Raw genomic sequence first — 12,396 nt, 5'->3', positions numbered from 1 at the left:
ACAATATCCGAATTTAGATTAGTTTTAGCTAACTACCAAGCAAAAATTATAAGGCATTACTGCCCCATAATTTTCATCCATCCCGCTGTATAAAAGGCGCGCATTTCTCTGACGTAGTTTTCGGCATCTTTGAGCGGCATTTCGTGGATGATCAATTCAAAAAAGGTATGAAACATTCCGGTGATCAGAATATGCTCCAGCGAAGGATCGATATGCGGAGAGGGCCTTCCAAGCTTCCTTAAAACCTCCTGATAGGCATGAGTCCCTTCCACTTCAATCTCCACCATTTCATCAATTAGCCTGGCAAATTTTGTTCCTTCCGAACAGCAGAGGATCAGTTTACATTCCTCTAAATGTTCGTACGCATAATGGAGCATATCGTACATACAAAGCCCCGAAATGTCACTCATGACTTCCGGCTGCTGGGCAGCTGGTAGTTCGGCAAACTCCTGCTGTGCCTTTATAAAACGTTTGAGAATATATTCGTAATGCTCACCAACGATGGCTTCAAAAAGTTCTTCTTTACTTTTATAATATCCGTAAAAGGCTCCGGTAGTCATTCCCACGGATTTCACAATATTCCGCAGAGAAGCGTCTTTATATCCTTTTTCTAAAAATTCTGCTTTCGCTGCCCGGTGGATATTTTCTAAAGTCGTTCCATTTCCGTTTATTTTGCACACCTCCTATATAACAGTGATATATAACACTGTTATAAGTTTAATCTCTAAAAATTATTTTGTCAAGAGCAACAAGAAATAGTTGCATAAAAATAGCAATCCAAACAGCATTCTGCACTTTATTACTGATAAAATTTTCAAATACTGGTTTTGACAAAAGTTTCATTTTTTCTAATAAATGATAAGCAGGGTGGAGTTTGTTCTCACACCCTGCTTTGTGATTATCATGAACTACTCGAAGATCTTCTTCACTTTTTCTTTCAGCCTGTCCATATGCCTGTAAACCGCCTTTTCGGTAATCTTCAGATACCTGGCTATTTCATGAGTGCTATACCCCTGGATCTTCATCAGAACGATCTGAAGGGTAAGCCTGTCCACGGTGATCAGCACATGATACAATTCCTGATTCTCAATACGATCCAGAAAGTCCTGTACTGTTTTCAGTTCTGCCTGATCTGTGGATGCTGCTACGGTATCCAGATATGTACCTGTTCTATTTGATTTTTCTTGAGTAATTCATAAACAAGATAATCATCAACCCCCAGCAGATCTGCGACTTCCTTAACGGAATAGGACCAGGATTTTAATTCTTTCCCTGATTCTTCTCCGGTAACTTTATGATATTTAATCTGATTGGCGTACCATTTTTCAAAGCTGGCAATATTGATTCGTATCTTTCCGGCAATCTCTTTTGATTCAAAAACATTTTTATGCACCAGCCAGTATCGATCTGTCTTTTTTAATCCCAGCAGCTTTCCCATTTCCGGCACTGTCATCCAGGTCCTCTTTTGTGTTGGACGCCGTTTGTAAGGACTTTCTTCTGATTTTTAATTCAACAAACTTGAAGTTATCAAACAGCGTTCATTGTTTCGCTTTGTGGCATTTTTACACACTGCTGAATCACACCTGTAACATATGTAATGGAAGTCTGACATCGTTTCATAGTGAAGATATAAGGTGGAACGATTGACCTCTGCTACTTCACAGATTTCTTTGACTGTAATATACTCAAAATCTTTTTTTGCCAGAAGTGTCAGAAAGGCTTCGTCCATTCTGGCTGCAGTAGCAAAATATCTGCTTTCTGATCTATTCAATCATTCCCACCTTCTTTCGTGTTTTTGTTTACTTCTCACTGATTTCTTTTGCCAGTTCCATGATTTCAAAAGCGTATTTCTGCTTGCCCTGAGCCAGCAATTTTTTGTAGATGGGGTAATTAACGCCCATACCCAGCAGCCCGATAATGCCGACAATCACGCCGAGAACAAACATAGCAGTACTACCGTTGCCGATAACCTTCATGGAAAGGCACATCCCGACACCGGCTACCAACGCTGTGATAATACCGAAGGTGTAGGTAAAAACGTTTGCGGGAAGCTTGGCTTTTGCATCCAGCTTGCGAAGAGCGACCACCTTGGAGGTGTCCTTGGGTGCATATTCGTTTGCGAGTTGTTCTGCATAGATTTTATCTGTATTCATGGCTTGTTGCCTCCTTCATTTGATGGTTCTATGATACCAGCAAAGAACGAGTAACGGAACAACACTGACGGCAGTTTGTGTTGAGTTCAAGAATTGTGTAAGTTTCGATTTTCTTAATTCTACAAACTGAAAGTTATAGTGCTATCTTTTTCCATTTTCTAATCTTAGTTCTAAATGTTCCGAACGGAGCAACCGTGTTAACATGTATAAACTTGTATACTTCCCAGACCGCTGTTTTGGTTGCTTCATCGGCCCACTTTCTCATATGGGGCTCGAATAACTCTTCGTCGCTTAATGAGTCAATCATTTCATAAATCGAATTAATATTCTCTTTCAGCATATCTTTCAACTCCTGCAACGACAGATAAGCATATGTATCTGTAAACCATTGATATAATTCGCCAAGCTGATTCCACTTAAAATCATCCGAAGGAGTCTTGACATGAAGACCATTTCTTTCGTCTGATTCCCATTTAAGAACAAGAGTTGTCCAGCCAACCTGGTAAGCAAGATTTTCTGCTGGAGTTCTGTCAACTTCCTCAACTCTCTTATCTTTTAATGATTCCGGAATAATATCAAATTCTGAAATGTACTTTGCAAAACTTTTATTTATCTCGTTCTTAAGTTCATCTTTGTTCTCGTATGTTCTCACTAGTCTATCTCCTCAAATACCAATTTCACGACATCATTTCTAATACAGATTTTACCGTACTTTTTAATCTCAGTCCATCCTTTATACCCAGGCGATAGAAAAACTCTTCTGTTTCTGCTCCGCTGGCAAATATTTCATCACAATACTTCGTAAGCACTTTCTCTTGTTCCGGAGACAGTGTTTCCAAAAGCTTCTGGTATTCCTTCTCGATATTTTCATTAAATGACTGTGTATCTTGATTTGATTTCCATTCAGAATATGCTTTGCTCATACGATTGGCGATTATCTTATCAACAGATTCCTCTACGTCTTTTCTCTGACATTTCTTTATCCTCTTTTCTTTGAAATATGAAAGAAAAATTATCCCTTCATATAACGAAACGCTCAGAGCATGTTTTACAGTGGTCAAAAGCAATCTTTCGAAAATTTCTGCATTTTACTTGAAATTCAGTAAAGAATCGGGTTGCCTGTACATAGTTTCCGCTTTCAAAAAATAAAAAAATTTGTGTTTTTGAAAGCGACATCTTGCATATACTTTTAGCAGACAGTATACTAAGTACAACGAAGCGGTTTCGGAAAATGAAAAAACTTCAATTTTTGAAAGTGGGGGACTATATGAAAACAATCACGAGAGCAAAATATCTCGATAGAATCATTGAACTGAATGGCACTCCTGACATCAAGATCATCACAGGTATTCGTCGATCTGGTAAGTCCAAACTGATGCAGGCGTATATTGCGTATCTGAAAAGCAACTTTGAAAACATCAATATTATCTTCATTGACTTCATGGATTTAGCGTATGAAGAAATCAAGGAATACCATGCCTTACACGCCTATGTGGAAGAACATTATCAAGAAGGCAAAACGAACTACCTGTTTGTAGACGAGGTTCAAATGTGTCCCAAGTTTGAGCTGGCAATCAACAGCCTGTACTCTAAGGGAAAATACGACATCTATGTAACAGGCTCTAATGCTTTCCTGTTGAGTGCGGATCTGGCAACTCTGTTTACCGGACGCTATATTGAAATTCATGTGTTTCCTTTCAGTTTCCAGGAATATTGCCAATTTTATGATGATATTAGCGACAAAGATAAGCTCTTTGATGAGTACGCTATCAAAGGCGGTTTAGCAGGTTCCTATGCCTATCGAACCGAAAAAGACAGAACAAACTATATAAAAGAAGTCTACGAAACCATTGTTACAAGGGACTTGGTACAGAAATATGCTCTGCCGGACACTTTGGTTTTGCAGCGTCTGAGCGAGTTCTTGATGGATAATATCAGCAACCTGACTTCTCCGAATAAGGTTAGTCAGCTACTGACAGCAAATGAGACTCCAACCAATCATGTAACCGTTGGAAAGTACATTAAGTATTTGTGCAATGCTTTTGTATTTTATGATATTAAGAGATACGACATCCGAGGTAAGAAATACCTTGAAAGCTCTGAAAAGTTCTATTTGTGTGACAGCGGTATTCGATATGCAATACTGGGAAGCAGAAATATGGATTATGGCAGAGTATATGAAAACATTGTTTGCATCGAGCTTCTTCGCCGTGGATACGATGTCTATGTCGGCAAGCTCTATCAAAAGGAGATCGACTTTGTCGCTCAGAGAGGCAGCGAGAAGATTTATATTCAGGTCAGCGACAACATTTCCGGGCAGGAAACATTTGAGAGAGAATACTCTCCTCTGCTTCAGATTCGAGATGCTTATCCGAAAATGATTATTGCCAGAACCAAACATCCCTTATATAGCTATGAAGGAATCGAAATTCACGATATAGCCGATTGGTTACTACAAGAATAAGAAGTGCGAAATATCTCTTACGAGTCTTCTTGCGAGTTTTTTAAATACCACTCGTAAGAAACTCGTAACATTAGATTTTTCAGTAAAGAAAAAGAGCATATGGAATTGAATCCATACACTCTATGATTACTGGAACTTTATTTCATTTTTAATTCTACAAACTTGAAGTTAGCGATTTCTTTTTCCGGTATTCTCTGTCCCACGGATTTCCTCATGATAGAAATAATCTACGATCACCGGATGCCCCTGCGGGACTCTGCCATAAGGCATTTCATTATCCACAAAGGCACAATCATACTTCTTAGCCATTTTCTCAGCTTTTACTTCAAGTGCTTCAAAGTAGCTGCGGTTATGCTTGTTATAGATCTCGTCGTAAAGTGGTACAAGATCAGGATATTTTCCGGCGATATAATCCATAATTGTCTTTTTGAAACCGCCTCGAAGATTGAGATTTTCGAGCCAGAACAGATCGCACTGATCCTTTACCCGCTCAAAGATTGCTTCAAAATCCGTGATACCGGGGAATACCGGGGATACGAAACAGACTGTACGGATACCTGCCTTATATACCTGCTTCATAGCAGCGATACGGTGCTCAATGCTCGAAGCAGAATCCATATCGTTCTTGAAATTTTCATCTAGTGTGTTGATCGACCATGAAACGGTTACACGTCCAAGCTTCTTCAACAGATCAATATCCCGTACCACAAGATCCGACTTTGTGCAGATCAGAATATCTGCGTCACTGCCGATCAGCTGCTCCAGAAGTTTTCTGGTATTCCCAAATTGCTCCTCCTGTGGATTGTAGCCATCTGTCACAGAACCAATGACCACCCGCTGTCCGGCATATTTCTTCGGATTTTTAATTTCCGGCCAATGCTTCACATCAAGGAAAGTGCCCCATTCCTCCTTGTGCCCGGTAAAGCGCTTCATAAAAGAAGCATAGCAATACTTGCAGGCATGTGTACAGCCCACATAGGGATTGACCGAGTAACCGCCTACCGGCAGACTAGACTTAGTCATGATGTTCTTTGCTTCCACCTCACGAATGAGGATTCCATTTATTACTTCTTCCATGATTTCTGTACCTCTAACACTTTATTAAATTCTTCCGGCATTTCCTGAATCATATTTTCATCCCCTATGATAGGGACAAGGTCTTCCTTCATAAACACCGGAATGCCGAGCTTATGTGCCTGGTCCGTCAGAGACCATGCCCATTCCGGCTCCGTATGAATCTTCCTGCTCTGAGCTCCGGTCATGGTGCCGACAACGATCCAATTGATTCCGGAAAGGTCAACTGTGCCGGGATCATCGAATAACGGCTCAAAGGTAACATGGTAATGTTTTGCTCTAACGTTTTTCCGAAGGGCGTCGATACGCCACCGTTCTGCTTTCCTCGTCACCGTAACGCCAAACCATGCGTTTTCCAGATCGGTATCAAAATCCAGCAAATCAGGTCGCTTAGTAAGGAACAGGAACTGATGCTGTGGATTTTCACGGATCTTTGCAAATACCTCGTCTCTCCATTCCGGCTTCCATCCAGAGAGATCGCTCATGCCGGTAAGAAGAAAGTTCTGCGGACGTTTCTTTTCCATCATCTTGAGCTTACCCGGAAAGAATTCAGGGTCAGCGAAATTATCAATCATATGCCAGCGTTTCACGTTGTTGCGGGCATAGCAATATGTACACCCCACTGTGCAGCCAATGACGATATTCATGTTCTGAATCTGATCTTTGATACAAATACTCATGACTTCTGCCACTCCTCAAGATTCTTTCTGATGCGGTCGAGGCATTCCTCAAACCGGGTAATTTCTTCCTCTGAAAAACCTTTGTAGTAAATACTGCCCATCTCATCAGATACAGAATCGTACTCGCCCTTTAAGGCATGTGCTTTCTCAGTCAGAAACAGGAGCGTTTTCCTTTTGTCCGTTTCAGACTGAACACGGCTTATCAGCCCTTGATTTTCCATTCTTTCCAGCATCGTAGTAAGAGATGTTATCGCTAATCCACATTTAGTCGAGAGTGACCTGATTGAAATACCATCCTTCTGCCACAGCACATAAAGAATACGCCCCTGGGCTCCATTAAACGCATCAATATTCTTTTCACTGAGAATCTTCTCGAAAATCCGGTCTCCAAGCTGTTTTATTTTGGTGACAAGAAATCCTCCATTCATTTCCATACAAAAGCTCCTATATAGTAGTTTATTCAAAACATACTATATAGGAGCTTTATTGTCAAGAGTTTATATGTCTTAATAGGTAAATTCCGTTTTTTTCAATTCTCCAAACTGGATTTTGTTTTTTGATACTTATTACACTTTTGCTTTTTTCTTAATCATACATATTGCTGCTAAAGTAACTATAACATAACCTAATAGTGCAATAATTGATGATTCAATTCCAAATTCTCCACCAGTGAAAACAAAGTCTTTTGAATCAAGTACATATGTCATAACCGAATATTCATCTGCCTTTTCGCTTATTGATAAACCGCCGCCAATAATTAAAATATTCCAAAGTGAATGGACAATTCCGCTGTTCCAAACAGAACCACTTTCAATAGCAACCATTGAGAACATTATTCCCACCATTGTTCCAGCAATAAGAACCAACAGGCTACTTATAATGGAAAAATCCATTCCTATAATATGTACTAATCCAAATAAAACTGATGGAATTAATACAGCTACTTTAATATTCCATACCCGACAGGAGAACTTTCTTGAGAATGTGAAACTTTTTCTGTAAATAATGTTTTAGAAGGTCTTCTATGGTAAAATATTTTATCATAAGGAGGCCTTTTATTATGGCAAGAGAAAAGAAACCTGTACACAAAGTACAAATGACAGAAGGAAAACGTAACATCATTCACCAGCTCTTGAAAGAATACGATATCCAATCAGCAGAAGATATCCAGGATGCGCTGAAAGATCTTCTTGGTGGAACCATCAAAGAGATGATGGAAGCGGAAATGGATGACCACTTGGGATATGAAAAATCACAACGTTCTGATAGCGGTGATTATCGCAATGGTTATAAGCGAAAAAGAGTGAATAGTCGTTATGGTTCTACCGTTTTCGTCCAATACCGGAATTCGGATTCCATGACGGTCAGGATTCTTTTTATCCTGCCACCAGTCCGGGTGGGATTCATCAACCACAATATTTCCGTCAGTATCTCTGACAAACTCCCAGTCTTTGACTTCTTTGTTTCCCCATGAGTGGTCGGGATTAAAGGGACGCATGGTTACAAGTAAATGCACATGCGGGTTTCCGTCGCCCTTATCGTGAATGCTCCAATCTGCACACATGCCTTTGTCCACAAAGTTTTTCTGAATATAATCTGTTGTATATTCAATTTGTTCCTGTCGATTCCATTCTTTTGGAAGTGAGAACTCAAACGATCTGCCAAGCTGTGCGTCTGAACTTTTCTCAATCTTCAAAACTTCATTCCATAAGCACTGTTTCTGAAAAGTAAGTTTGAATTTCTCCAGTACAACTTCTTTGTTGTCTGCCCTTTTATACCGGACAGATTTCTGAAACCGTTTGATATTTTCGGCAGGTACATTCTGCCATTCCTGCGGTGCATTTTCACACATCATCAAACTGGTATAAACAACTTCTCTTTTGGAAGTGTAGTAACTGATCCTGCCTGTTTCTTCATTTTTCATTACATCACCATTGAGATAGGCAGACGCTGATATGATGGATTTCCCTTTGCTGCGTCCGACAATCTTTACCGTATAATGAAAGATCGCCATGATCCGTTTCCCCCCTTTCTGCCGTACCCGGCATTGATTTCCGGCAGTTAACATTTCCTGTAAAAGAGAATGGTATCTGCCGGAACGCCCTCTGCGTAAGAGTGCTCTGTGCATAACAGCCTGCATGGAATGCGCCCCTCTGGCGAAGAGTGCCTCCTGCGACATGAGCAGGTCTGCATGAAATGCCCGCCGACGGAACGAGCCCGGCAAGCGTTAGCGCAGACCGGTTGCCACCTGTGGCAAACTTATACGGACGACCTCTGGTTGTCCATAAGTGCGCCCTTCATAAAAAAGCAATGAAGGGAATGGAAACTCCACTCCCTCCGGCATTACACTTCCTCCGTATTCGCAACTGGCTCTTTTTGCATTGCCTTTGAGAAGAATTTCCCATTTGCTTCCTGCCTTTTTAAGAAGCCGACCAGCTTCGGAATATCTTCTTCCTCAATCGCAGAACCAATCACTGATTCCACCGCACCGCCAATCTGACAGAGCCTGTGGGTTCGTTTTTTTGTTTCCACATCTTTCTGACGTTTCTTCAGTTCCCGTTTCTGTGCTGCGTACTGTTTCGCTTTTTCAAGGCTTTCCTGTTCTCTTTTTTCCAACTGGAGCAGACGCTCCTCATAACTCTTTGTTGATCTTGCCATAAATATCATCGTCCTTTCTTTTTTCTACCAAACATAAGTTTCCTGTTGTCTGTCAGACGAAGTACATGGTATAATCTGCTTGCGTGTAGGTATATCATGGCTTCGGTCTGATAAAACCTTTGGCGGTTTCTTCGGGAACCGCCTTTTTAAGTGGAACCGTTTCTTGTGACGGCTTTCACATTTCCTTTATCCCTTAAGTCCCTGCCCTCATTGGCTTCCATGAAAAGTTCCAGCATATCCGTTTTAATCAGGACTTTCCTCCCGACCTTTAATACCGGAAGTTTCTTCCACTCCACCAGTTTTCTCAGGGTGTTCCTGCCGATTCCCGTATAATCCGCAGCTTCCTCAATAGATAAGGCAATCTTTCTTTGCGTCATGTGACCACCTCCTTATAAATTGCATTATGCAATTTCTTTTGTGCTGTCAGTATAGCGTGTTTATATCATCTTGTCAAGCATTACGAAATCATATTGTTTATTGTTTAATTGCATATTGCAATATTGTTTGTTATGTGGTATAGTAATGACATACCGAAAAAGGAGGCACATCAGCATGAAAGATAAAGAATTACGCAAGCTGATCGGTAGCAGGGCAAAACAGCGCCGTACAGAATTGAATCTGACACAGCCTTATATCGCTGAAAAGATGGGTGTGACTGCATCTACGATTCAGAGATATGAAGCCGGAACGATTGACAATACAAAGAAAATGGTGCTGGAAGGTCTTTCAGAAGCTCTCCATGTATCTGTGGAATGGCTCAGAGGGGAAACGGACGAATATGAAACCGACATTACGGATAAAAGAGAATTACAGATTCGTGATGCCATGACGGATATTCTCAAACAGTTACCTCTTGACCTTACGAAAACAGAAGATGCTTTTTCCAAAGACCTACTGCTGTTAATGTTGAAACAATATGAACTGTTTTTGGATTCGTTCCAGTTCGCCTGCAAGAATTACAAAGGCAATACCAAAGAAGCGGACATTGCAAAAGTAATGGGGTTTGAATCGAATGATGAATATAACGAGATCATGTTTCTCAGGGAGATCACCCATACTGTCAACGCATTGAATGACATGGCAGATATTGTAAGGCTCTATTCCAAGAAACCGGAAACAGCAGAACAACGGCTTGCAAATCTTTTATCCGAAGTTATGTACGAGGATTCTGAATCGGTATAGTAAGATAATCGGAGTTATGATATACTTACACGCAAGAAGCATTTCAGCAGTTCCGATTGTCTGATATCGAAAGGAGACATACGATTATGGCAAAAGGATCTGTTAGAAAGAAAGGAAAGAAATGGTACTACCGCTTCTATGTAGAGGACGCAAGCGGCAAAATGGTTCAGAAAGAATATGCCGGAACCGAAAGCAAAAGTGAGACAGAAAAACTTCTCCGCAAGGCACTGGAAGATTACGAAGATAAGAAATTTGTTGCAAAAGCAGATAACCTTACCGTAGGTGAACTTCTGGACATGTGGGCAGAAGAAGAACTGAAAACCGGAACACTCAGTAATGGCACAGTGGAAAATTATCTCAGTGCAATCCGTTGCACTAAGAAACACCCGATTGCAGACCGTAAACTGAAAACAGTTACTGCCGAACATTTACAGGCATTTCTTGATCTGCTTACATTCGGTGGCGAATTTCCAGACGGAAAAGTGAGAAAAGGATACAGTAAAGATTATATCCATTCTTTTTCCGCAGTGTTGCAGCAGTCATTCCGTTTTGCAGTATTTCCAAAACAGTTAATCAGTTTCAATCCGATGCAGTATATTAAGCTGAAAAAACAGGCAGAGGAAGTTGACCTCTTTTCCGATGATGAAGTCGAAGATGGCACACAGCCGATTTCACATGAGGATTATGAGCGACTTATCAAGTATCTGGAAAAGAAAAATCCACCTGCGATCCTGCCGATTCAGATTGCATATTATGCAGGACTTCGCATCGGTGAAACCTGTGGTCTTACATGGCAGGACATCAACCTTGAAGATCAATGCCTGACCATTAAAAGAAGTATCCGTTACGACGGTGCAAAGCATAAAAATGTGATTGGAACGACCAAGCGAAAGAAAGTAAGGATTGTTGATTTTGGAGATACGCTGACTGAAATATTGAAAGCAGCAAGACGGGAACAACTGAAAAGCCGGATGCAGTACGGGGAACTTTACCACCGCAACTACTACAAAGAGGTGCATGTGAAAAACAGGGTGTATTATGAATACTATCACCTTGACGGAACACAGGAAGTCCCGGCAGATTATAAAGAAATATCCTTTGTCTGCCTCAGACCGGATGGCAGTCTGGAACTGCCGAGTACACTCGGCATTGCTTGCAGGTCAGTATCAAAAAAGCTGGAAGGATTTGAAGATTTTCACTTTCACCAGTTACGACATACCTACACCAGCAACCTGCTCTCGAATGGAGCTGCTCCGAAAGATGTACAGGAACTGTTAGGACATTCCGATGTCAGTACCACAATGAACATTTACGCTCACTCAACAAGAAAAGCAAAGCGGGATTCCGCAAGACTTCTTGATAAAGTAGCGAGCAACGCTTAAATAAAAATTTCCCTTATTTCCCTTGCGGATTCCTCACAAGGGTAAAAATAAGGGAAAATACATATCATTTCACTATCTAAGGGGCTAAAAAGCCTGTAAAATAAGGAAAACTCAGGAAATCTCTCCACAAATCCCGATTTATCATTTTCTTTCAGTATATCATAATTATAATCTTTCCACAAAACAAAAAATTTTAATTCCTACGGATTTTTCTACAAAGCATATAACCACATATTATTACACTTCATCAAAAAAACTTTCTCACCCTATATTGAAAAATCGTAACTGAATATCCGACTTTCTATCCATCAATAGTTTCTCTTTAACAAATATCATCTTAGTACGGTATCCTGTTCCATCTGGTGTAAGTTTTACTACACTTATTATAACTTCAAAAGCAAACGCCCAAACTGCTTTCTTATTAAAAAAACTTAGAAGAGACATTCTCCTCTAAGCCTTTATACTTTATCATAGAATACTTTTTACTTTTATATTTCCTCATGGTCACGATGCTTTTTTCGCTTAAATCCTACCTTTTGAACACAGGATATTACATGTAAAGATTTTACCCCCACTAAAGACTCTTACCTCACCTCATAAACAACCTTCACAAAAACGCCTCTTTTGTTACATCTATATGTAAAGAACTATCTGCTTTTTTACATTTAAAACACGCTATACCAAATTGTAAAGATTTTACTTTCAAATTTATTTATAAAAAAGCTGTAAGATTCCACTATTAGAATTCTTACAGCTTTCATTCTCATCATGTCACATCCCTAAATTATAATTATTTATCTTGT

Annotated in this window: 16 protein-coding genes and 2 pseudogenes; 4 read left to right on the top strand and 14 right to left on the bottom strand. The window is 40.2% G+C overall.

The genetic code is table 11. From position 1 onward, the window contains the following. Positions 1-56 precede the first annotated feature (56 nt). From RUMTOR_RS00345 to RUMTOR_RS00315, 7 genes are all read right to left on the bottom strand, one after another. Complete coding sequence (locus RUMTOR_RS00345; protein WP_009243655.1) at positions 57-680, bottom strand: TetR/AcrR family transcriptional regulator; 624 nt, start codon at positions 678-680, stop codon at positions 57-59. A 228-nt stretch (positions 681-908) separates the two neighbouring features. Beyond that, complete coding sequence (locus RUMTOR_RS14030; protein ID WP_004611461.1) at positions 909-1,067, bottom strand: sigma factor-like helix-turn-helix DNA-binding protein; 159 nt, start codon at positions 1,065-1,067, stop codon at positions 909-911. A 77-nt stretch (positions 1,068-1,144) separates the two neighbouring features. After that, positions 1,145-1,453, bottom strand: a complete 309-nt coding sequence (locus RUMTOR_RS12860; RefSeq protein WP_004844969.1) for a helix-turn-helix domain-containing protein — start codon at positions 1,451-1,453, stop codon at positions 1,145-1,147. A gap of 51 nt (positions 1,454-1,504) precedes the next feature. Beyond that, positions 1,505-1,771 carry a TetR/AcrR family transcriptional regulator gene (locus RUMTOR_RS00330; RefSeq protein ID WP_044997859.1) on the bottom strand — a complete coding sequence of 89 codons (267 nt, stop codon included), beginning with the start codon at positions 1,769-1,771 and terminating at the stop codon, positions 1,505-1,507. Between the two features lie 28 nt (positions 1,772-1,799). Further along, entirely contained in the window at positions 1,800-2,153 is a 354-nt protein-coding gene (locus tag RUMTOR_RS00325) for a hypothetical protein (protein WP_004844968.1), read from the bottom strand. A 133-nt stretch (positions 2,154-2,286) separates the two neighbouring features. Continuing rightward, positions 2,287-2,805 (bottom strand): ClbS/DfsB family four-helix bundle protein, encoded by a 519-nt coding sequence (locus RUMTOR_RS00320; protein ID WP_044997857.1) that lies wholly within the window; start codon positions 2,803-2,805, stop codon positions 2,287-2,289. 25 nt (positions 2,806-2,830) lie between these two features. After that, positions 2,831-3,076, bottom strand: a complete 246-nt coding sequence (locus RUMTOR_RS00315; protein ID WP_004844965.1) for a hypothetical protein — start codon at positions 3,074-3,076, stop codon at positions 2,831-2,833. 308 nt (positions 3,077-3,384) lie between these two features. On the opposite strand from RUMTOR_RS00315, the gene RUMTOR_RS00310 reads away from it, so the two are divergent. Further along, the gene (locus tag RUMTOR_RS00310; RefSeq protein WP_004844964.1) at positions 3,385-4,617 is read left to right on the top strand and encodes an ATP-binding protein; all 1,233 of its coding nucleotides are present in this window, start codon (positions 3,385-3,387) and stop codon (positions 4,615-4,617) included. A 168-nt stretch (positions 4,618-4,785) separates the two neighbouring features. Here RUMTOR_RS00310 and RUMTOR_RS00305 read toward each other — a convergent pair whose 3' ends face one another. The 4 genes from RUMTOR_RS00305 to RUMTOR_RS00290 form a co-directional block, all read right to left on the bottom strand. Next, positions 4,786-5,694, bottom strand: a complete 909-nt coding sequence (locus RUMTOR_RS00305; RefSeq protein ID WP_004844963.1) for a radical SAM mobile pair protein B — start codon at positions 5,692-5,694, stop codon at positions 4,786-4,788. After that, a complete protein-coding gene (locus tag RUMTOR_RS00300) occupies positions 5,682-6,371 on the bottom strand; it encodes a radical SAM mobile pair protein A (RefSeq protein WP_004844962.1) in 690 nt (229 codons plus the stop codon). The genes RUMTOR_RS00305 and RUMTOR_RS00300 overlap by 13 nt, the downstream gene beginning before the upstream one ends. Then, positions 6,368-6,805 carry a radical SAM mobile pair system MarR family transcriptional regulator gene (locus tag RUMTOR_RS00295; protein WP_004844961.1) on the bottom strand — a complete coding sequence of 146 codons (438 nt, stop codon included), beginning with the start codon at positions 6,803-6,805 and terminating at the stop codon, positions 6,368-6,370. Before RUMTOR_RS00295 ends, RUMTOR_RS00300 begins: the two co-directional genes overlap by 4 nt. A gap of 132 nt (positions 6,806-6,937) precedes the next feature. Further along, on the bottom strand, positions 6,938-7,375 hold the full coding sequence (locus RUMTOR_RS00290) for a CPBP family glutamic-type intramembrane protease (RefSeq protein WP_082241021.1): 438 nt from the start codon (positions 7,373-7,375) through the stop codon (positions 6,938-6,940). A 56-nt stretch (positions 7,376-7,431) separates the two neighbouring features. Here RUMTOR_RS00290 and RUMTOR_RS13840 point away from each other — a divergent pair. Then, positions 7,432-7,695 (top strand): annotated as a pseudogene (locus RUMTOR_RS13840) (transposase); the annotation flags it as partial. Here the strand turns inward: RUMTOR_RS13840 and RUMTOR_RS00285 are convergent. From RUMTOR_RS00285 to RUMTOR_RS00270, 3 genes and pseudogenes are all read right to left on the bottom strand, one after another. Further along, positions 7,696-8,385 (bottom strand): annotated as a pseudogene (locus RUMTOR_RS00285) (MobA/MobL family protein); the annotation flags it as partial. It abuts the pseudogene before it with no gap. Positions 8,386-8,714: 329 nt separating this feature from the next. After that, positions 8,715-9,029: a hypothetical protein gene (locus RUMTOR_RS00275; protein ID WP_009243674.1), complete on the bottom strand. Its 315-nt coding sequence runs from the start codon at positions 9,027-9,029 to the stop codon at positions 8,715-8,717. Positions 9,030-9,175: 146 nt separating this feature from the next. Further along, positions 9,176-9,406 carry a helix-turn-helix domain-containing protein gene (locus RUMTOR_RS00270; RefSeq protein ID WP_002578307.1) on the bottom strand — a complete coding sequence of 77 codons (231 nt, stop codon included), beginning with the start codon at positions 9,404-9,406 and terminating at the stop codon, positions 9,176-9,178. A 175-nt stretch (positions 9,407-9,581) separates the two neighbouring features. On the opposite strand from RUMTOR_RS00270, the gene RUMTOR_RS00265 reads away from it, so the two are divergent. Beyond that, positions 9,582-10,211, top strand: a complete 630-nt coding sequence (locus RUMTOR_RS00265; RefSeq protein WP_004841162.1) for a helix-turn-helix domain-containing protein — start codon at positions 9,582-9,584, stop codon at positions 10,209-10,211. 86 nt (positions 10,212-10,297) lie between these two features. Continuing rightward, positions 10,298-11,593: a tyrosine-type recombinase/integrase gene (locus tag RUMTOR_RS00260; RefSeq protein ID WP_004841158.1), complete on the top strand. Its 1,296-nt coding sequence runs from the start codon at positions 10,298-10,300 to the stop codon at positions 11,591-11,593. The last annotated feature ends 803 nt before the right edge of the window (positions 11,594-12,396 follow it).

This window comes from [Ruminococcus] torques ATCC 27756 (assembly GCF_000153925.1).
Lineage (GTDB): Bacteria > Bacillota > Clostridia > Lachnospirales > Lachnospiraceae > Mediterraneibacter > Mediterraneibacter torques.
Note: the sequence above shows the minus strand (reverse complement) of the source record. Positions and strands in the feature narration are given on the sequence as shown.

Bases quoted from the DNA above. Each gene is read 5' to 3' on its own strand.
- RUMTOR_RS12860 (WP_004844969.1), bottom strand. From the start codon at position 1,453: ATGACAGTGCCGGAAATGGGAAAGCTGCTGGGATTAAAAAAGACAGAT.
- RUMTOR_RS00325 (WP_004844968.1), bottom strand. From the start codon at position 2,153: ATGAATACAGATAAAATCTATGCAGAACAACTCGCAAACGAATATGCA.
- RUMTOR_RS00315 (WP_004844965.1), bottom strand. From the start codon at position 3,076: ATGAGCAAAGCATATTCTGAATGGAAATCAAATCAAGATACACAGTCA.
- RUMTOR_RS00310 (WP_004844964.1), top strand. From the start codon at position 3,385: ATGAAAAAACTTCAATTTTTGAAAGTGGGGGACTATATGAAAACAATC.
- RUMTOR_RS00305 (WP_004844963.1), bottom strand. From the start codon at position 5,694: ATGGAAGAAGTAATAAATGGAATCCTCATTCGTGAGGTGGAAGCAAAG.
- RUMTOR_RS00300 (WP_004844962.1), bottom strand. From the start codon at position 6,371: ATGAGTATTTGTATCAAAGATCAGATTCAGAACATGAATATCGTCATT.
- RUMTOR_RS00295 (WP_004844961.1), bottom strand. From the start codon at position 6,805: ATGGAAATGAATGGAGGATTTCTTGTCACCAAAATAAAACAGCTTGGA.
- RUMTOR_RS00275 (WP_009243674.1), bottom strand. From the start codon at position 9,029: ATGGCAAGATCAACAAAGAGTTATGAGGAGCGTCTGCTCCAGTTGGAA.
- RUMTOR_RS00270 (WP_002578307.1), bottom strand. From the start codon at position 9,406: ATGACGCAAAGAAAGATTGCCTTATCTATTGAGGAAGCTGCGGATTAT.
- RUMTOR_RS00265 (WP_004841162.1), top strand. From the start codon at position 9,582: ATGAAAGATAAAGAATTACGCAAGCTGATCGGTAGCAGGGCAAAACAG.
- RUMTOR_RS00260 (WP_004841158.1), top strand. From the start codon at position 10,298: ATGGCAAAAGGATCTGTTAGAAAGAAAGGAAAGAAATGGTACTACCGC.